The sequence below is a fragment of the Sanguibacter hominis ATCC BAA-789 genome, from assembly GCF_012396185.1.
Lineage (GTDB): Bacteria > Actinomycetota > Actinomycetes > Actinomycetales > Cellulomonadaceae > Flavimobilis > Flavimobilis hominis.
The window spans coordinates 1-18,935 of the sequence record NZ_JAAXOW010000006.1 but is presented as its reverse complement, the minus strand read 5'-3'; the positions used below and the strand labels follow the sequence as shown (position 1 = coordinate 18,935).

17 protein-coding genes are annotated in these 18,935 nt (G+C 72.5%); 7 read left to right on the top strand and 10 right to left on the bottom strand.

What is annotated here, in order from left to right:
* Nucleotides 1-46: 46 nt before the first annotated feature.
* Both HF995_RS13095 and HF995_RS13655 read right to left on the bottom strand, forming a co-directional pair.
* Nucleotides 47-577, bottom strand: coding sequence for a hypothetical protein (locus HF995_RS13095; RefSeq protein ID WP_168448265.1), 531 nt, complete (start codon nt 575-577; stop codon nt 47-49).
* Nucleotides 578-659: 82 nt separating this feature from the next.
* On the bottom strand, nt 660-2,651 hold the full coding sequence (locus HF995_RS13655; protein ID WP_210727498.1) for a serine/threonine-protein kinase: 1,992 nt from the start codon (nt 2,649-2,651) through the stop codon (nt 660-662).
* Between the two features lie 292 nt (nt 2,652-2,943).
* On the opposite strand from HF995_RS13655, the gene HF995_RS13085 reads away from it, so the two are divergent.
* The 4 genes from HF995_RS13085 to HF995_RS13070 all read left to right on the top strand — a co-directional run bounded on the left by HF995_RS13085 (nt 2,944) and on the right by HF995_RS13070 (nt 8,105).
* Nucleotides 2,944-4,614 (top strand): alpha,alpha-trehalose-phosphate synthase (UDP-forming), encoded by a 1,671-nt coding sequence (locus HF995_RS13085; RefSeq protein WP_168448264.1) that lies wholly within the window; start codon nt 2,944-2,946, stop codon nt 4,612-4,614.
* Nucleotides 4,607-5,446 (top strand): trehalose-phosphatase, encoded by an 840-nt coding sequence (gene otsB / locus HF995_RS13080; protein WP_168448263.1) that lies wholly within the window; start codon nt 4,607-4,609, stop codon nt 5,444-5,446. The genes HF995_RS13085 and otsB overlap by 8 nt, the downstream gene beginning before the upstream one ends.
* Before the next feature lie 182 nt (nt 5,447-5,628).
* The gene (locus tag HF995_RS13075) at nt 5,629-6,753 is read left to right on the top strand and encodes an ABC transporter ATP-binding protein (RefSeq protein ID WP_168448262.1); all 1,125 of its coding nucleotides are present in this window, start codon (nt 5,629-5,631) and stop codon (nt 6,751-6,753) included.
* Between the two features lie 89 nt (nt 6,754-6,842).
* A complete protein-coding gene (locus tag HF995_RS13070; RefSeq protein WP_434060868.1) occupies nt 6,843-8,105 on the top strand; it encodes a DUF4032 domain-containing protein in 1,263 nt (420 codons plus the stop codon).
* A 115-nt stretch (nt 8,106-8,220) separates the two neighbouring features.
* Here the strand turns inward: HF995_RS13070 and rlmB are convergent, their stop codons facing one another.
* From rlmB to HF995_RS13055, 3 genes are read right to left on the bottom strand one after another with little or no spacing between them, the layout of a single operon-like run.
* On the bottom strand, nt 8,221-9,195 hold the full coding sequence (gene rlmB / locus HF995_RS13065) for a 23S rRNA (guanosine(2251)-2'-O)-methyltransferase RlmB (protein ID WP_168448260.1): 975 nt from the start codon (nt 9,193-9,195) through the stop codon (nt 8,221-8,223).
* The gene (gene cysS, locus HF995_RS13060) at nt 9,195-10,637 is read right to left on the bottom strand and encodes a cysteine--tRNA ligase (protein ID WP_168448259.1); all 1,443 of its coding nucleotides are present in this window, start codon (nt 10,635-10,637) and stop codon (nt 9,195-9,197) included. Before cysS ends, rlmB begins: the two co-directional genes overlap by 1 nt.
* Before the next feature lie 49 nt (nt 10,638-10,686).
* The gene (locus HF995_RS13055) at nt 10,687-11,886 is read right to left on the bottom strand and encodes an alanine racemase (protein WP_168448258.1); all 1,200 of its coding nucleotides are present in this window, start codon (nt 11,884-11,886) and stop codon (nt 10,687-10,689) included.
* A gap of 57 nt (nt 11,887-11,943) precedes the next feature.
* Between HF995_RS13055 and HF995_RS13050 the strand changes: the two genes are divergently transcribed.
* Together HF995_RS13050 and HF995_RS13045 are read left to right on the top strand one after the other, a co-directional pair.
* Nucleotides 11,944-13,314, top strand: coding sequence for a D-arabinono-1,4-lactone oxidase (locus HF995_RS13050; protein WP_350308909.1), 1,371 nt, complete (start codon nt 11,944-11,946; stop codon nt 13,312-13,314).
* Nucleotides 13,311-13,727, top strand: a complete 417-nt coding sequence (locus tag HF995_RS13045; RefSeq protein WP_350308908.1) for an MmcQ/YjbR family DNA-binding protein — start codon at nt 13,311-13,313, stop codon at nt 13,725-13,727. Before HF995_RS13050 ends, HF995_RS13045 begins: the two co-directional genes overlap by 4 nt.
* Nucleotides 13,728-13,735: 8 nt before the next feature.
* Here the strand turns inward: HF995_RS13045 and ispF are convergent, their stop codons facing one another.
* Together ispF and HF995_RS13035 are read right to left on the bottom strand one after the other, a co-directional pair.
* Nucleotides 13,736-14,233, bottom strand: a complete 498-nt coding sequence (ispF, locus tag HF995_RS13040) for a 2-C-methyl-D-erythritol 2,4-cyclodiphosphate synthase (protein WP_168448257.1) — start codon at nt 14,231-14,233, stop codon at nt 13,736-13,738.
* Between the two features lie 187 nt (nt 14,234-14,420).
* Complete coding sequence (locus HF995_RS13035) at nt 14,421-14,903, bottom strand: CarD family transcriptional regulator (protein ID WP_098458403.1); 483 nt, start codon at nt 14,901-14,903, stop codon at nt 14,421-14,423.
* A gap of 348 nt (nt 14,904-15,251) precedes the next feature.
* Between HF995_RS13035 and HF995_RS13030 the strand changes: the two genes are divergently transcribed.
* Nucleotides 15,252-15,710: a hypothetical protein gene (locus HF995_RS13030; protein WP_168448256.1), complete on the top strand. Its 459-nt coding sequence runs from the start codon at nt 15,252-15,254 to the stop codon at nt 15,708-15,710.
* Nucleotides 15,711-15,870: 160 nt separating this feature from the next.
* On the opposite strand, the gene pstB is transcribed toward HF995_RS13030, so the two are convergent.
* From pstB to pstC, 3 genes are read right to left on the bottom strand one after another with little or no spacing between them, the layout of a single operon-like run.
* Nucleotides 15,871-16,650: a phosphate ABC transporter ATP-binding protein PstB gene (gene pstB, locus HF995_RS13025; RefSeq protein WP_168448255.1), complete on the bottom strand. Its 780-nt coding sequence runs from the start codon at nt 16,648-16,650 to the stop codon at nt 15,871-15,873.
* A 38-nt stretch (nt 16,651-16,688) separates the two neighbouring features.
* A complete protein-coding gene (pstA, locus tag HF995_RS13020) occupies nt 16,689-17,759 on the bottom strand; it encodes a phosphate ABC transporter permease PstA (protein ID WP_168448254.1) in 1,071 nt (356 codons plus the stop codon).
* The gene (pstC, locus tag HF995_RS13015) at nt 17,759-18,811 is read right to left on the bottom strand and encodes a phosphate ABC transporter permease subunit PstC (RefSeq protein ID WP_434060867.1); all 1,053 of its coding nucleotides are present in this window, start codon (nt 18,809-18,811) and stop codon (nt 17,759-17,761) included. The genes pstA and pstC overlap by 1 nt, the downstream gene beginning before the upstream one ends.
* Between the last annotated feature and the right edge of the window lie 124 nt (nt 18,812-18,935).

The window sequence follows — 18,935 nt, the reverse complement described above, 5'->3', positions numbered from 1 at the left end:
GGCGCCGGGACGGCGCGGGGGTGGTCGGTCCGGGACGGCGGGGCCGTCAGGCGGGGACGAGCACCGGGGGGCCTCGGCGCACCGGGGCGAGCGCGAGCCGCAGCGTGTGGGCGGTCTGCTCGTGGACCGTGCGCACGAAGCTGGGCCGCGCCTCGACGTCGGGCACGGTGGCGGGGCGCGGGAGGCGCGCCGTGGCGCGCCCGAGGAGGTGCCCGACGGCGTGGAGGGCGGAGCGCACGGCGCCGAGCGTTCCCGCGCTGACGAGCGCGGCGAGGGCGTGGGCGAGGAGGGCGGGCAGCGCGACCGACACGACGACCGCGGCGGCGACGCCAGGCTCGCCGCCGACCGCGAGCGTTCCTTCCGGGCACTCGGCCGACGTCCGGACCATCGCGAGGTGGGTACCCCACCAGCCCAGACCGAGCTGGTCGGAGAGGCAGCCGCTCGTCAGGGCGAGGCCGCGCTGCGACAGGGCGACGCCGACGTTCGCGCACGTCTGCCCGACGACGACCAGCACGAAGACCGCAGCGGTCACGACGCGCACGGCGCGCGTCGCGGTCGAGAGCAGTCGCAGGTCCACGCGCCGAGGGTAGCCCACGGCGCTGGGAGACGGCACTCCCCTGCGCCAGCGCGACCCGGCACGGACTGGCGGGCGGTCGGCGTCAGGACAGGTCGGGCGGTCCGCCGAACGGCCACCAGACGATCGGCTTGTCGACGACCGCCCACAGCACGAGGAGGGCGGTGAGCGCGATACCGACCAGCACCGCGAAGACCGTCCCGCCGCGGCCGGGCGCGAGGTGCCCGAGCAGCGTGCGGGCGCCGTCGCGCGCAGGCCACGACATGGGTCCGAACCACAGGACGAGCAGGGTCACGAGCGCGGTGACCGCGAGCGCGACGACGAACACCCAGCTCGCGTTCTGCGTGCCGAGAGCCGCGACCACCTCTCCGTCCGGGCCGCGCAGCACACCGCCGGTGAGCACCGCGGCGGGCGCCTCACCGCGCGGCACGGGCACCCAGCGGTTGGTCTGCAGCAGCCACCAGAGCGTGCCGAGCACGGTCACGGTGACGCTCGCCGCGACGAGCAGCCCGGGGATCATGGTCGTCAGCGCGCGCAGCAGGTACCAGGGGTAGGCGCCTGCGGCCCGGAGCGCGTCGCCGCGGCGCACGCCACGCTCCTCGCGGCGCGTGTGCAGGGCGTCGGTCGTGACGGAGACCGACCGTAGAAGCAGCACGAGGATGGCGATCCCGATGAACGTCGCGACGGGAAACAGCCCCGCGAGCGCGCAGAGCGGGGCGGCGAGCGCCAGGAGGGCGACGGGGCGGCGCCCGTGGTGCGGCCGCTCGTACCCGTCGTGCTCGAGCTCGTGCTCGGGCTCGGGCTCGGGCTCGACCATGCCGTGCTCGTCGGAGCCGTGCTCGTCCGGGTCCGGCTCGCGGCGAGCGGCCGCGCCGAGGTCGGGGGGCGGGACCGCACCCGTGTCGTCGTGCTGCGGGAGGGCGAGCGTGCGCCCGGGGCCGTCTGCGGGGAGCGCGGTCGTCGGGACCCGGTCGCGGTCGACGATGTCCTGCCAGGGCGGCAGCGCGCCGACCGTGGCGGGCTCGGCCGCGTCCTCGTCGTCGGCCGCGGGCTGCTCGAACACGCCGGTGGGGACGCGCAGGACCGCGGTCCGCTCGACGGGCACGTCGCCCGTCAGAGGGGCGCGGGAGACCCCTTCGCCGTACGGGCCGACACCTTCGCGCTCGACGAGGTCCGCGGGCAGGTCCGAAGCCGCGTCGAGGGGGACGGTGACGACGACCGGGCGGGGGACGCCGGGCGCGGCGGTCGGGACGAGCTCGTGCTCCTCGCCGGTGCCGACGGCGTCACGCAACGCCTCGATGACCTCGTCGGGCGAGGTCCGCCGGGCGGGGTCCGGATCGAGCGCGCCGCGCAGCGCCTCCGCGGTGAGGGGCCCTGCTCCCGCGAGGTCCACCTCACCGGCACGTACCCGGCCGAGGACGGCCTCGAGCGGGCGGACGCCGAACGGCGCACGGCCCGTGACGGCGAACGCGAGCGCCGCGGCCCAGCCCCACCAGTCCCCGGCAGGGGACGGTTCGGCGCCGTCGAGCAGCTCCGGCGCGAGGTAGCCCGGGGTACCCATGACGAACCCGTGCGAGGTGAGCCGGGAGTCGGCGGTCGCCTGCGCGATGCCGAAGTCGATCAGCACGGGGCCGTGCTCGGCGAGCAGGATGTTGGACGGCTTGACGTCCCGGTGGACGAGTCCCGCCGCGTGGACCGACCGCAGTGCTCGCGCGAGCTTCTCGGCGAGCTCGAGCAGGTCTTCGGCATCGAAAGGGCCGCCGCCGAGGACCTCGTCCTCGAGGCTCGGGCCGTCGACGAGCTCCATGACGATGAACGCCTCGTGGCCGTCCGCCTCGGCGTCGAGGACGGTGACGAACGCGTCGTCGCGGACCTTGCGCATCGAGGCGACCTCGCGCAGGAGGCGGTCGCGGGAGTCGGGCGTGGCCGCGTACGCGGGGTGGAGGACCTTGAGCGCGACCTGGGTGCCGCCGCCGTCCTCGGCGACGTACACCGTCCCGGTCGCACCTGTGCCGAGCGGCCGCACGATCGTGTAGCCGCCTACGTCGTCGCCGGGAGTCCTCTCGCTGCGCTCCATAACGGCACGGTAGTCGAGTCCTCGGGCACCCGCGGGGCGGCGCGCGCTGCGGCTCGCGGCGAGGTCGCGTCTCCTGCCGGGTAAACGCCGGTGAGCTACTGCCAGAGGACGCGCAGGCGTCTCGGGGTGTGACGCTCCCCGCTTCCTCCTCCTCTCGCCGGGCGGGGGCGACAGGGCACCGGTATGCTCGTGGAGCGCCAAAAGCGAGCAAAGTCAGGTCAACTTCACGCAAAGCAGATCAGCCGCGGAGCGCCGCCGCGCCACCCGTGAACCTGAGACAGGGAGAGAACTGATGCCGACCCGCCCGAGCCCGAGCGACAACGCCACCCCGCTGGGAGACTCCCCGAGCGGTCCGGCGACCCCCGGGCACCCGCGCACCGCCCTGACGCCCCGCTCTGCTCCGTCCCCGTCGGACGTCGCTGAGCCCGGCGAGTACGACCTCGTCGTCGTCGCCAACCGCCTGCCCGTCGACTTCACCGCCGCCGAGGACGGCTCCGTCTCCTGGAAGCGGTCCCCCGGCGGCCTCGTGACCGCGCTCGCGCCGGTCATGGAGGGCGCCGACGGCGCCTGGGTCGGCTGGTCCGGCACGGCCGACGTCGAGCACGACCCGTTCGACGCGAGCGGGATCCGCTGCGTCCCGGTCACGCTGACCTCCGAGGACGTCGAGAGCTACTACGAGGGCTTCTCGAACGACACGCTGTGGCCGCTCTACCACGACGTCATCGAGACGCCGTCCTACCACCGTCAGTGGTGGGACGCCTACCGCCGCGTCAACCACCGGTTCGCCCGCGCCGCCGCGGCCGCAGCCGCCCCGGGGGCGATGGTGTGGGTGCATGACTACCAGCTCCAGCTCGTCCCGGCGATGCTCCGGACGCTGCGCCCTGACCTGCGCATCGGCTTCTTCGACCACATCCCGTTCCCCTCGCTCGAGATCTTCAGCCAGCTCCCGTGGCGCACGCAGATCATCGAAGGGCTCCTCGGCGCGGACGTGATCGGCTTCCAGCGTGCCGGCGACGCCGCGAACTTCCTCCGCGTCGCGCGCAGGCTCACCGGGCACAACGTCCGCGGTCGGGTCGTCACGGTCCCGGCCAAGGCCCCGCGCAGCTCGTCGGGCCCCCTCCCGGGCCCGGCCTACCGCCTCGCCCACGTCCAGGCCTTCCCCATCTCGATCGACTCCGCCCGGTTCGACGCGCTCGCCCGCACCCCCGAGGTCCAGGAGCGCGCCCGCGAGATCCGGTCCGAGCTCGGCAACCCCAAGGTGGTCATGCTCGGCGTCGACCGGCTCGACTACACGAAGGGCATCCGCCACCGCATCAAGGCGTACGGGGAGCTCATCGCGGACGGCCGCCTCGACGTCAAGGACGCGACCCTCGTGCAGGTCGCGAGCCCGAGCCGGGAGAACGTCGACGCGTACCAGCAGCTCCGCGAAGACGTCGAAGGCCTCGTCGGCCGCATCAACGGCGACTACGGCGAGATCGGCCACAGCGTCATCAACTACATGCACCACTCCTACCCCGCGGAGGAGATGGCGGCGCTGTACCTGGCTGCTGACGTCCTCCTCGTGACGTCGCTGCGCGACGGCATGAACCTCGTCGCGAAGGAGTACGTGGCCGCGCGCTCGGACGACCGCGGCGTGCTCGTGCTCTCGGAGTTCACGGGTGCCGCCGACGAGCTCGGCAAGGGGGCGCTCCTGTGCAACCCGCACGACATCGACGGGCTCAAGGAGATCCTGGTCCGCGCGGCGCAGATGGACCCGCGGGAGATGCGTCGCCGGATGCGCAGGTTGCGGCGCGTCGTCATGGAGAAGGACGTCGCCGCGTGGGCGAGCAGCTTCCTCGACACGCTCCGGGCCGTCCCCGAGCCGGGCTCCCCCGCTGCAGCACGCGAGCTCGCAGCCGAGTCGCTCGGCGCGCCCGACCCGGAGGCGACGACCGAGGAAGCGCTGGAGCACGCCGGTGCCTGACCCTGCACGCCAGCTCCCTGACGCTCTCGAGCGCGACCTCTCCCGCCTCGCGGGCGACGCTCGCGGCGTTCCCGAGGCCGCGAGCGGCCCCGTGCTCGTCGCGACCGACTTCGACGGCGTCGTCGCGAGGCTGGTGGACCAGCCCGACGCGTCCCGCCCGACCCCCGGGGCTGCGGCCGCGCTCGCGCGCCTCGCGGCGTGCGCTCCTGAGGTGGCACGCCTCGCCCTCGTGAGCGGGCGCCGCCTCGAGGACCTGGCGCGAGTGTCCCGCGTCCCCGCGGGAACGCTGCTCGTGGGCAGCCACGGAGCCGAGCGGGGCCACATGACCGCCAAGGGCCTCGAGCACTCGCCTGTCACCCTGGACACGGACAAGGCGGAGCGGCTGGCACGTCTCACGGCCGCGTTCGAGGCGATCGCGCAGGGCGCCGAGGGGGCGTGGGTCGAGCACAAGCCGACCGCGGCGGTCCTCCACGTCCGCCTCGCCTCGCCCGACGACGCGGCACGTGCCTCTCTGGACGCCGTCGCGGCGTCCGGGTCGCTCGGCCTACCGGCCATGCGCGGCAAGGACGTCGTGGAGACGGGGGTCGTCGCTACGTCGAAGGGACAGGCGCTCGACGCGCTGCGCGCCGAGGCAGGGGCGCGCGCGGTCTTCTACATGGGCGACGACGTGACGGACGAGCGTGCTTTCGCCGTCCTCCGCGACGACGACGTGTCGGTCAGGGTGGGGCCGGGCGAGACCGTCGCCCGGCATCGCGTCGCCGGACCTGACGAGGCCGCGCACGTGCTGGCGCGCCTCGCCGACCTGCTGACCGGGCCGGTGCAGGCCACCTGACCGGACGTCTGTGACCTGGGTCTCTCCGAGGCACCCGTCTGATGTGGCAGGATGACCCGTAGCGCCTGCCACCGTCGGCAGACGTCGTGTCAGCGAGGACATCTACTGGACCCGCAGCTACATGGCACTCTTCACTCGGATCGTCCGGCACGTACCTGCCGGTGAAGGGATTGGCGACAGCTATGGCTACCGTCACTTACGACAAGGCTTCTCGCGTCTACCCAGGGACCGAGCGTCCCGCGGTGGACCAGCTCGACCTCCACATCGAGGACGGCGAGTTCCTCGTCCTCGTCGGCCCCTCGGGCTGTGGTAAGTCCACCTCGCTCCGCATGCTCGCGGGCCTCGAGGACGTCAACTCCGGCCGCATCCTCATCGGCGACCGCGACGTGACCGACGTCCAGCCGAAGGACCGCGACATCGCGATGGTCTTCCAGAACTACGCGCTGTACCCGCACATGACGGTCGCCGACAACATGGGCTTCGCGCTCAAGATCGCCGGCACGCCGAAGGCGGAGATCCGCCAGCGCGTCGAGGAGGCTGCCAAGATCCTCGACCTCACCGAGTACCTCGACCGCAAGCCGAAGGCGCTCTCCGGTGGTCAGCGTCAGCGTGTCGCCATGGGTCGCGCGATCGTCCGCCAGCCGCAGGTGTTCCTCATGGACGAGCCGCTGTCGAACCTCGACGCCAAGCTCCGCGTCCAGACGCGTACGCAGATCGCGTCGCTGCAGCGTCGCCTCGGCGTCACCACGGTCTACGTCACCCACGACCAGACCGAGGCGCTCACGATGGGTGACCGCATCGCGGTCCTCAAGGACGGTCTGCTCCAGCAGGTCGGCACCCCGCGCGACATGTACGACACGCCCGCCAACGTGTTCGTCGCCGGCTTCATCGGCTCGCCCGCGATGAACCTCGGCACGTTCCGCGTCAACGGCGGCATCGCCGAGGTCGGCCCGGCGCGGATCCCCGTGTCGCGTGCCGCCGTGGCTGCCCTCAAGCCCGAGGACGACAACAAGATCACCCTGGGCTTCCGCCCCGAGGCGCTCGACGTCGTGTCGCAGGCCGAGGCGTCCGCGTTCCCGGTCGAGGTCAACATCGTCGAGGAGCTCGGCTCCGACGCGTTCGTCTACGGCACGCTCCGCGGCTCGCTCGCTGACGCGGACCTCCACTCGGGTGCTGGCGACAACCAGATCATCATCCGTATCGACCCGCGCAACGTGCCCGCCAAGGGCGAGCGCATCTACGTCGCGATCCGCCCCGGCGAGGAGCACCTGTTCGCCGCCGGTTCCGGCCTGCGTCTGCCGAACTGATCACCTGATCGGTTCCCGCTGCACCCCGAGGGGGCGGTCCGGCTCGTCCGGGTCCGCCCCCTCGGGCGTACCAGCACCCTCCTATGCTGGTGACAGCCATCTCTTCTCGCCCCTCCTCTCGTCTCGAGGCCACCGTGCAGCAGCAGCTCACCATCTCCGCCGTCTCCCCGGACCCCGCGCTCCTCGACCTGCCGTGGCACATCCCGCTGGAGTCGTGGCCGGAGGAGATCATCGCCGCGCTCCCGCGCGGCCTCTCCCGGCACATCGTGCGGTTCGTCCGTGTCGACTCCGGCGTCATCGCGATCAAGGAGATCGGCGAGTCCGTCGCCTACCGCGAGTACGAGCTGCTGCGTCAGCTCAACCGCATCGGCGGCGTGCCGTGCGTCGAGCCGGTCGGTGTCATCACCGGCCGACGGTCGCCCGAGGGTGAGCCGCTCGAGGCGGTGCTCCTGACGAAGCACCTGCAGTTCTCGCTCCCGTACCGCGCGCTCTTCAGCCAGGAGCTGCGCCCGGAGACTGCGACGCGTCTGATCGACGCGCTCGCGGTCCTGCTCGTGCGTCTGCACCTCGTCGGCTTCTACTGGGGTGACGTGTCGCTGTCGAACACGTTGTTCCGGCGAGACGCGGACCGTTTCGCGGCCTACCTCGTCGACGCCGAGACGGGCGACATGCACGAGAAGCTGACCGACGGCCAGCGCAACTACGACGTGGACCTCGCACGGACGAACATCATCGGCGAGCTCATGGACCTCGCCGCTGGCGAGCTGCTCGAGGACTCCGTCGACACGGTCGCGATCGGTGACGCGCTCGTCGCCCGGTACAACGAGCTCTGGGCGGCGCTGACGGACGAGGAGTCGTTCGGCTCGAACGAGCGCTGGCGTGTCTCGGCGCGCATCGAGCGGCTCAACGCGCTCGGCTTCGACGTGGGCGAGCTGAGCATCTCGACGCACGACGACGGCACGACGGTCCGCATCCAGCCCAAGGTGGTCGACGCTGGCCACCACTCGCGCCGGCTGCTGCACCTGACCGGTCTCGACGTCCAGGAGAACCAGGCGCGCCGCCTGCTCAACGACCTCGACGAGTACCGCGCGTCGGGCGGGCGCCAGGACGAGGACGAGGAGTTCGTCGCGCACGACTGGGTCACCAGCGTCTTCGAGCCTGCCGTGCGCGCGGTCCCGCGCGAGATGCGGGGGAAGCTCGAGGCGGCGCAGATGTTCCACGAGATCCTCGACCACCGCTGGTACATCTCGCAGCAGCAGCGTCGTGACGTCCCGATGAGCGAGGCGACCGCGAGCTATGTCATGAACGTCCTGCGGCACCGTCGCGACGAGGCGGCGCTGCTCGGAGGCTAGTCACCCGGTGCCCGGCCCGAAGAGGCCTGGACCGCACCGCATCCCTGGCCGCAGGGGGTCGGACGCAACGAAGGGCGGGCGCTCAGCGCCCGCCCTTCGTGCTCTGCGTCAGCCCTCAGTCGCGCTGGCCTGCGACCTCGTAGAGGGCGATGCCCGCCGCGACGCCGGCGTTGAGCGACTCGGTCTCGGACGCGATCGGGATCGACGCGATCACGTCGCACGTCTCGCGGACGAGCCGCGAGAGGCCCTTGCCCTCAGACCCGACGACGAGCACGAGCGGGTCCGCCGCATAGGGGAGGTCGCGCACGGAGACGTCGCCGCCGGCGTCGAGCCCGACGACGAAGCAGCCGGCCTCGCGGAGCGTCTCGAGGGCGCGCACGAGGTTGGTGACCCGGGCGACTGGCACGCGCGCCGCGGCACCGGCGGACACCTTCCATGCCGAAGCCGTCATGGACGCGGCGCGCCGCTCGGGCACGAGCACGCCGTGCACGCCGAACGCACCCGCGGAGCGCAGGACAGCACCGAGGTTGCGCGGGTCGGTGATCGAGTCGAGCGCGACGACGAGCGGGGCCCGACCGGACGCGGCTGCGGCGTCGAGCAGGTCGTCGACGTCCGCGTACTCGTACGGCGGGACCTGGAGCGCGACACCCTGGTGCACGGCGCCGTCGGTCAGGCGGTCGAGCTCGGGCTTGGTCACCTCGAGGAGGTTCATGCGTCGCTCCGAGGCGATCAGCAGGATCTCCTTGGTGCGGTCGTCCGCCTCGAGACGGGACGCGATGTAGACGGTCGTCACGGGGATGTCGGCGCGCAGCGCCTCGAGGACCGAGTTGCGCCCGGCCACCATCTCGTGGGTCGAGGACCGTCCGCCGCCGCTGCGGCGTCCGGCCTGGCTGCCGCGACGCTGCGCGGCGCCGCGGCGCTCCGCGGCCTCCTTCGCCTTGTAGGCCGGGTGGTACGGGCGCTCCTCGGCCTTGGGCGTGGGCCCCTTGCCCTCGAGAGCCTTGCGGCTGTGGCCGCCGGTGCCGACGCGGGCGCCCTTCTTGGAGCCCGGCTTGCGGGTCGCGCCTCGGCGCTGGGAGTTGCCTGCCATCAGTTCTCGTCCTTCGGAGTGTCGGCGGCCAGGGACCAGCGGGCTCCGTTCGGGGAGTCCTCCACCACGATCCCGGCGGCGGTGAGGCGGTCGCGGACGGCGTCCGCGGTCGCGAAGTCTCGCTCGGCGCGTGCGGCGGCCCGCCGCTCGAGCTCGGCGGTGACGAGCGCGTCGAGCGCGCGCGCTGCGCGGTCGTCGGTCGTGCTGCTCGCCCAGGTGCCCGACACGGGGTCGAGGCCGAGGACGTCGAGCATCGCCCGGGCCTGCACGAGCGCCTCGCGCACCTCCGCGACCTGCCCGGCGGCGAGGGCCGAGTTGCCGGCGCGCACGGCCTCGTGGACGGCTGCGAGCGCGACGGACACGTTGAGGTCGTCGTTCATCGCGTCGACGAACGCTGCGGGCAGCTCGGCCGTGCGCACCTCGTCGTCGGTCACCGTGCTGACATGCTCGGAGGCCCGTTCGACGAAGCCCTCGAGTCGCGCCCAGGTCGCCTCCGCGTCCGCGAGCGTGTCCTCGCTCCACTCGATCATCGAGCGGTACTGGACCGCCGTGAGCGCGTAGCGGACGACGACGGCGCGGGCGCGGCCCAGCAGCTCCGTGACGAGCAGCCCGTTGCCGAGCGACTTGCTCATCTTCGTGCCGCCCTGGGTGACCCACGCGGAGTGCATCCACAGCCCGGCGAACTCGTCGCCGGCGGCTCGCGACTGCGCCTGCTCGTTCTCGTGGTGCGGGAACCGCAGGTCGAGCCCGCCACCGTGGATGTCGAAGGCGGAGCCGAGGTAGCGGCGTGCCATGGCGGAGCACTCGAGGTGCCAGCCGGGGCGGCCACGGCCGAACGGGGTCGGCCACGACGCCGTCTCGGGCTCGCCGGGACGGCTCGCCTTCCACAGCGCGAAGTCGTGCGGGTTGCGCTTGCCGAGCTCGTCACCGTCGGAGTCGGCGGCGACCGTGAGGTCCTCGGGGCGCTGGTTCGTGAGCGAGCCGTACTCGGCCCAGGACTGCACGTCGAAGAACACGTTGCCGGGCGTCGTCGTGTAGGCGTGGCCACGCTCGACGAGCTGCTCCATGAGCTCGACCATGTCGCTCACGTGCGCGGTCGCGTGCGGCGCGTACGTGGGGCGCAGCACGCCGAGCGAGTCGTACGCCTCGGTGAACGCCTGCTCGTTGAGGTAGGCGTGCGCCCACCAGGGTCGGCCCGCCTCGGCGGCCTTCGCGATGATCTTGTCTTCGATGTCCGTGACGTTCTGGATCATCGTGACCTCGAGTCCCGTGCGGCGCAGCCAGCGGACGAGCACGTCGAACGCGACGGCAGAGCGCATGTGCCCGATGTGGGGTGCGCTCTGCACGGTGGCGCCGCAGAGGTAGATGCCGACCTTGCCGGGTGTCCGCGGCTGGAAGTCGCGCACCTGGCGCGTCGCTGTGTCGTACAGGCGTAGGGTCACGGCTCCAAGGCTACCGTCCGCGGGGCATCTGCCCCCGCTGGCAGCGCGTTCAGGCGAATGCCCTGCCCTCTCCCCGGTAGGTGGGCAGGGTCCGCTCGATGCGGTCGCCCCGCACGAGGTGGACGTGGGTCACCCGCTCCATGACCTCGCCGGCCTTCGCGTGCCGCATCCACACGCGCTCCCCGACCCGGGCTGTGGTGCCGCGCGGGAGCCGCAGCGGGGTCTGCACCTCGCCCGGGCCTTCCGTGCTGACGTAGCGCATGCCCGCGGGGAAGGCGAGCCGCGGCAGGCGGCTCTTGCTCGCGGGGCCGGACGCGACGTAGCCACCGCCGAACGCGGTCGCGATGCCGTCGCGCGGAAGGCGCACGACGTCGAGCCCGACGAACGCGGCGGGACGTCGGGCGACCGTGCGGTAGTCGTCGAACAGGCCGGGCACGTACAGGCCGGAGCCGGCCGTCACCTCGGTGACGGTCGGGTCGGCGGCGCTCGTCTCGAGCGAGCCGGTCCCACCGGAGTTCACGAGGGTGACGGCGCGCCCGAGGGCGGCCTCGACCGCGCGACGCACCTGTGCGCGGCGCACGGCGAGGTCCGCGACGGACATGCGCTTCACGAGCCGCACGGCCGGGCTCGAGTCGGGCAGCCCGGCGACCTGCGCCTCGTAGAACATGAGCCCGACGACGTCGACCCCGTCGTACGCCGCGACGGCCGCGGCGAGCGCGGCAGCCTCGGCAGGCGTGTGCACGGGCGAGCGCCGCACCCCGAGATGGGCGCGCCACCGCCCGACGCCGAGCCGGAGCGACGCGTCGACGTCGAGGCACAGCCGCACGGGGGAGCCGTCCGCGCCGCCCAGGCGCGAGTGCTCCCGCACGGCGTGCGCGGCCAGCGCGACCTGCGCGACGTCGTCGACCATGAGGGTGATCGCACGACGCGCGGCCGGTGAGGCCGCGAGCGCGGCGAGGGCGCCGCGGTCGACCGTCGGGTAGCCGACGAGGACGTCGTCGTGCCCGTGCTCGACGAGCCAGCACGCTTCAGCGAGCGAGAAGGCCATGACGCCCGCCCACCCCGGCCGGGCGAGCGCCGCGTCGACGAGGCCGCGCACGCGCACCGACTTCGAGGCGAGCCGCACGGGCGTACCGCCGGCGCGCCGCACGAGGTCGTCGGCGTTCGCCTCGAACGCGTCCAGGTCGACGACAACGAGCGGTCCGGCGAGGTGTGCGGTCGCGGTGTCGAGACGTTCCCTCAGGCCCATGGCTCCTCCTTCTCCCGGACCATTGACTCACGCGGCGACGTGCGCGGATAGTGCGGTGTGGCCATCTCCTCCCGCGCGGGCGACGTCGCCCGCCCACCGCAGCAGCCGTGGACGACCTGGGGCGGCTCGGCGTCCTGCAGCCCTGCGCACCGCTTCGCGGCACGCTCGGTCGACGACGTCGTGACGGTCGTGCAGCGCGCGCGCACGCTGGGTCTGACCGTGCGTGCGGTCGGCGCGGGGCACTCCTTCTCCCCGGTCGCGACGACGGACGGGGTGATGCTCTCGATCGACGCACTCGACCACGTCGACCAGCCCGTCCGGCTGCCCACGCCCGAGGGGCGTGTCACGCACGAGGTGCGGGTCGGCGCAGGGATCCGGCTGCACGCGCTCAACGACGCGCTCGCGTCGCACGGGCTCGCGCTGTCGAACCTCGGCGACATCGACCGGCAGTCGGTCGCGGGCGCGATCTCGACGGGGACGCACGGCACGGGCGGTGACTCCGGGACGGGCGCAGGCCTCGCGGCGCAGGTGCGCGCGGTCGAGGTGGTCGTCGCCGACGGGTCCGTCGTCCGTGCGTCGCGCCACGAGAACACCGAGCTGTTCGAGGCCGCGCGCCTGGGCCTCGGCGCGCTCGGCATCCTCGTCGCGGTGACGGTCGGCGCCGAGCCCGCGTACGTGCTCGAGGCGCGCGAAGAGCCGTGGCCGCTCGAGCGCGCGCTCGAGGCGGTCGCGGACGGCTCGTTCCTCGCGAGCGACCATGCCGAGCTCTACTGGTTCCCGCACACGCGCACCGCGCTGACGAAGCGCAACGCCCGGCGCGCGCTCGACGACGCCCCGCTCGACGCGCTGCGCGGCTGGGTCGACGACGAGCTGCTGTCGAACGGCGTCTTCGAGCTGACGAACCGCCTCGCGCACGCCGTGCCTGCAGCGATCCCGACGATCAACCGGGTGTCGTCGCGCGCTCTCGGTGCGCGACGCTTCACGGCGCCGTCGTACGAGGTGTTCGTGTCGCGGCGCCGCGTGCGGTTCGTCGAGTCCGAGTGGGCGGTACCGCTCGACACGGTCGGGGAGGTGCTGCGGGACGTCCAGGACTGGTTCGCGCGGACGGCCGAGCGGGTGTCCTTCCCCGTCGAGGTGCGTTTCGCACGGGCGGACGACGTGTGGCTGTCGACGTCGTACGGCCGCCCGACGGCGTACGTCGCGGTCCACCAGTTCTGGCGGACCGACGCGTCGCGGTACTTCGCGGCGGTGCAGGAGATCGCGTCCGCGTACGACGGGCGGCCGCACTGGGGCAAGGTCCACACGCTCGGGGCGGAGCGGCTGCGCGAGCTCTACCCGCGGTTCGACGACTTCCTGGCGGTGCGCGACGCCGTCGACCCGGACGGGGTCTTCACGAACCGGTACCTCGAGCGGGTGCTCGGCCGGTGAGCGCGGACGACGCGTCGGTGCCCGGCGACCTCGTGACCGACGACCTGTCGCCCGAGGCGCGCGCCTGCCGTCTGCTGTGCCTCGACCTGCCGGACGCGACGTCGGACTTCCCGTTCGGTCCCGGGGCGGAGACGTTCCGTGTCGCGCAGAAGATCTTCGCGCTGCTCACCCGGAACCCGAAGGTCGGGGGCGAGCACTGGCACGTGAACCTCAAGGCGGAGCCGGAGCTCGTGCCCGGCCTCGTCGCGGCGCACGACGACGTGCTACCGGGCTGGCACATGAACAAGAAGCACTGGGTGTCGGTCGTGCTGCACCCGGACCTGGATCCCGGGCTGCTCGAGCAGCTCGTCGAGGATGCGTACGACCTCGTCGTGAGCGGGCTGCCCCGCTCACGACGTCCGATGACGCACTGAGGCGGGGGTCAGCGGCCGGGCGCGCTGCTCGGCACGACGAGCGCGGTCGCGATCGCGGCGACCCCCTCGCCGCGGCCCGTGAGCCCGAGCCCGTCCGTGGTCGTCGCGGTGACGGTGACGGGTGCGCCGGCGGCGGCGCTCAGGGCGTCCTGCGCCTCGGCGCGACGCGTCCCGATCTTCGGGCGGTTGCCGATCACCTGGACGGCGACGTTGCCGATCTCGAACCCCGCCTCGCGGACCCGACGAGCGGCCTCGGCGAGGAGGGTCGCCCCTGCGGCTCCGGCCCACTCGGGGGCTGCCGTGCCGAAGTTCGAGCCGAGGTCGCCGAGACCGGATGCGGAGAACAGGGCGTCAGCGGCGGCGTGGGCGGCGACGTCGGCCTCGGAGTGGCCTGCGAGGCCGCGCTCACCGGGCCAGTGGAGGCCGGCGAGCCAGAGCTCGCGAGGTGCGTCCTGGGGGGCGAGGGCGTGGACGTCCACGCCGATCCCCGTGCGGGGCAGGGTCATGAGCGCTCCTCGGACGGGTCTGGTCGTCGCCGCGCGGCGGGGCAGCGCGCGTCACGCTCGAAGGTTATCGCGCGGCTGCGACGCTCGCGCCAGCCTGCGCCGCCGGGCGACAGGCTTCGACCGGCACCCGGACGTGCCGCGAGCCTCCACCCAGAGGGTGGAGGCTCGCGGTACGGGCGTGCGCGGCTCAGGAGGCGAGGACCTCGTCGAGGATCGCCTCGGCCTTCTCTTCCTCGGTGTGCTCAGCGAGCGCGAGCTCGGAGACGAGGATCTGGCGGGCCTTGGCGAGCATGCGCTTCTCGCCTGCAGACAGGCCACGGTCGGCGTCGCGGCGCGACAGGTCGCGCACGACCTCGGCGACCTTGATGACGTCGCCCGACGCGAGCTTCTCGAGGTTCGCCTTGTAGCGGCGCGACCAGTTGGTCGGCTCTTCGGTGTACGGCGCGCGCAGGACCTCGAACACGCGGTCCAGGCCTTCCTGCCCGACGACGTCACGAACGCCTACGAGGTCCACGTTCTCAGCCGGGACCTCGATCGTGAGGTCGCCCTGGGCGACCTTCAGCTTGAGGTAGGTCTTTTCCTCTCCGCGAATCGTCCGGACCTTGATCTCTTCGATCAGAGCTGCTCCGTGGTGCGGGTAGACGACCGTCTCCCCAACTGTGAAAGTCATCGGCAAAATTCCCCTTTCGCGGACCCTTATCTTATCATGCGAAGTTCTCAACTCTCCCAGGGATCTGGCCGATCTGGGCCAAGGAGGCGTAGTCTGCGCCCCCGCACCTCCCCGACCAGCGCTGGCGCGCGTGCCGCGCGGTCGCCGCCGACGCTCGCAACGGCCACGTACGGCGGCAACGACGGTCGTCCTCCGGCACCCTCAGCCACTAGAGTGGGCCTCGGCTCTCGGATACCACGGCGCGAACCTCGCAACCTAGGACCTCACGTAGGACCTGTGCGCAACGGCGTCGGTTCTGAGGCACGACGACCCCAGGGCCTCCAGGCCCGCCCGACCACAGGAGAGCACGTGAACCGCCACCAGACCCGCCGCGGCCTCGCCGTCGGCATCGCCCTCGCCGTCGCAGCCGGGCTCGGCGCCTGCTCCCCCATCACCACCAAGATCCAGTACGCCGCGTCCGACGGCGTGCGCGTCGCGGTCTCGGACACCGTCAGCGTGCAGAACCTCATGATCATCGCCGCCGCCGAGGGCGCCCCGGGCGCCCTGCAGGGCGGGGTCGTCAACAACGGCGCCGAGCCCGCGTCCGTCGTGATCGGTGACGTGACCGTCGAGGTGCCCGCCGGCGCGACGGTCCTGCTCGGCGGCAGCACGGGCGACGAGCTCGTGATCGACCAGACCACCGCCGCACCCGGCGCCAACGCCCAGCTCACCGTCGGCCTCGACGGCGCGACGGGCGAGACCGTGTTCGTGCCCGTCCTCGACGGCACGCTGCCCGAGTACGCAGACCTGGTCCCCGCCGCGAGCTGAGACCCCGGACCGGCGCCCAGCTCGGCGTCGCGCGAACGCACGAAGGCTCCGCCTCCCCCCACGGGAGCGGAGCCTTCGTCGTCCGCCCGGGCGAGCCGGGCGGGCGTCTCGACGGCCTGCACCACGACCCGGACGAGCACGGGCCTGGCAGGCGCACAGGTCACCCGAAGCGGCCCGAGATGTAGTCCTCGGTCGCGGCCACGGTCGGCGACGAGAAGATCGTCGCGGTGTCGCCCATCTCGATGAGCCTGCCCGGCTGCCCCGTCCCGGCGATGTTGAAGAACGCGGTCGAGTCGCTCACGCGCGCCGCCTGCTGCATGTTGTGCGTGACGATGACGATCGTGTAGTCGTTCTTCAGCTGCGAGATCAGGTCCTCGATCGCGAGCGTCGAGATCGGGTCGAGCGCCGAGCAGGGCTCGTCCATCAGCAGCACCTGCGGCTTCACCGCGATAGCCCGGGCGATGCACAGGCGCTGCTGCTGCCCGCCGGACAACGACGAGCCCGGCCGGTCCAGACGGTCCTTCACCTCGTTCCACAGGTTGGCCCCGCGCAGCGACTCCTCGACCAGGTCGGACGCGTCGCTCTTCGAGATGCGCTTGTTGTTGAGCTTGACGCCCGCGAGGACGTTGTCCGCGATCGACATCGTCGGGAACGGGTTCGGGCGCTGGAACACCATGCCGATCTGGCGCCGCACCTGCACCGGGTCGACGTCCGGGGCGTAGAGGTCCTGGCCGTCCATGACGGCCTTCCCCTCGACGCGAGCACCCGGGATGACCTCGTGCATGCGGTTCAGGGTCCGCAGGAAGGTGGACTTCCCGCAGCCGGACGGGCCGATGAGCGAGGTCACGGACTTGGGCTCGATCACCATGTTGACGTCCTGGACTGCCAGGAAGTCGCCGTAGAAGACGTTGAGGTCGGAGACGTCGATGCGCTTGGACATGTCTGGAGGGTCCTTTCGGGGGATGGCCGGGCAGCGGCTCAGCGGCCGGTCTTCGGGGAGAAGAGGCGGCTGATCGCGCGGGCCACGAGATTGAGGAGCATGACGATGAGGATGAGCGTCAGGGCCGCAGCCCAGGCGCGGTCCACGCCCACACCGCCCTGGTGGTACTGGTTGTAGGCGAACACCGGCAGCGTCGCCATCCGGCCCTCGGTGACGTTCCAGCTGGTCCGGGTCACGATGCCCACCGTGATCAGCAGGGGCGCCGTCTCACCGATCACGCGGGCGATCGCGAGCATCACGCCCGTGACGATGCCCGCGATCGACGTGCGCAGCACGACCTTGACGACGGTGAGCCACTTGGGCACCCCGAGGGCGTACGACGCCTCGCGCAGCTCGTTCGGGACGAGCCGCAGCATCTCCTCGACCGACCGGATGACGACGGGCGTCATGAGGACCGCGAGCGCGACCGCACCCATGAGCCCCGACCGGTACGCGGGCCCCATGATGAGCGTGAACAGCGCGAAGGCGAACAGGCCCGCGACGATCGACGGGATGCCCGTCATCACGTCCACGAGGAACGTGATCCCGCGTGCGACCGGGCCGCGTCCGTACTCGACGAGGTAGATCGCCGTCAGGAGCCCGATCGGCACCGAGATCAGCGTCGCGGTGAGCGTCACCATGAGCGTGCCGATGATCGCGTGGACCACGCCGCCCGAGGTCATGTCGCCGAACACGCCGACCATGTCGGTCGTGAGGAACTCCGCCGACAACAGTCCCATCCCGCGGGAGCCGACCGTCCACAGCAGGGAGACGAGCGGGATGAGCGCGAGGGCGAACGCGAACGTCACGAGCGTCGTCGCGAGCCTGTCCGCCGAGCGGCGCGGCCCCTCGAGCGTCCGCGACAGCACGGTCAGCACCACCAGGTGCACGAGCGCACCGAACGCCACGACCGAGACGATCGTCGGCGTGCCCGTCACGAGCAGGACCAGGAAGGCGACCGCGACGGAGCCGGCAGCCACGCTCCACGGCGCCCAGCGCGGCAGCGAGCGGTACCCGCCCGAGCTGAGCAGGGCCGCCGTCGTGGGCTCGTTCGTGTCGATGGCAGTCATCAGTTGGCTCCCGAGAACTCGGCGCGGCGCGAGATGATCCAGCGGGCCACCATGTTGACCGCGAAGGTGATGACGAACAGCGCGAGGCCGGTCGCGATGAGGACGCTCACCGACAGCCCCGAGGCCTCGGGGAACTTCGCCGCGATGTTCGCGGCGATCGTCTGGTGCTGCCCGGGCTTGAGCAGGAAGAACGAGAACAGGTAGCCGGGCGACAGGATCATCAGCACGGCCATCGTCTCGCCGAGCGCGCGTCCCAGGCCCAGCATCGACGCGCTCACGAGGCCCGACCGGCCGAAGGGCAGGACCGCGGTGCGGACCATCTCCCAGCGGGTGGCGCCCAGGGCGAGCGCCGCCTCCTCGTGGAGGACCGGCGTCTGGAGGAACACCTCGCGAGCCACCGCGGTGATGATCGGCAGGATCATCACGGCGAGGACGGTCGAGGCCATCAGGACGTTGCGGGCTGGGGCCGTGTAGTCCTCGAACAGCGGCACGAACCCGAGGACGTCGGTGAACCACCGGAAGACGGGGTCGAGCACGCCCGACAGCCACAGCGCGCCCCACAGGCCGTACACGACCGACGGGATCGCGGCGAGCAGGTCGATGACGTAGCCGAGCGCCTGCGCCGCCCGGCGCGGCGCATAGTGCGAGATGAACAGCGCGATCCCCACCGAGAGCGGCACCGCGATCAGCAGGGCGAGCAACGCGGACAGGAGCGTGCCGAAGATCAGGGGCCCGACGTACTCGAGGATCGAGGCGCCCTTGAGCCAGGAGATCTTGGCGAGCTCGTCGTCCGAGGCGGTCAGTGCGGGCCAGGCGCGGAGGACGAGGAACCCGGCCACCGCGGCGAGCACCACGAGGATGGTCACGCCGGCGGCTGCCGAGACGCCGTGGAAGATCTTGTCGGCGAGCCGTCGGGCTCCCGAGGTGCGCAGGAAGACCTCGGCGGCGACGGTGGCGCCGTCGGGCGCTGCCGGTGCGCGGTCTGCGCCGGTCCGGACCTCTCCGCCTGGTGTCTCGGCGGACGTCTCGGACGATGTGGGTGAGCTGGTCACGGCCACGTCGACTCCAATTCTGGTGCTGCGTCAGGACGCAGCGGTGGGGGGATGTTCGCCCGCGTGGCGGGCAGGTACGGCGTCGGGCCGGCGGACTTCGTCACGACGTCCGCCGGCCCTCGGC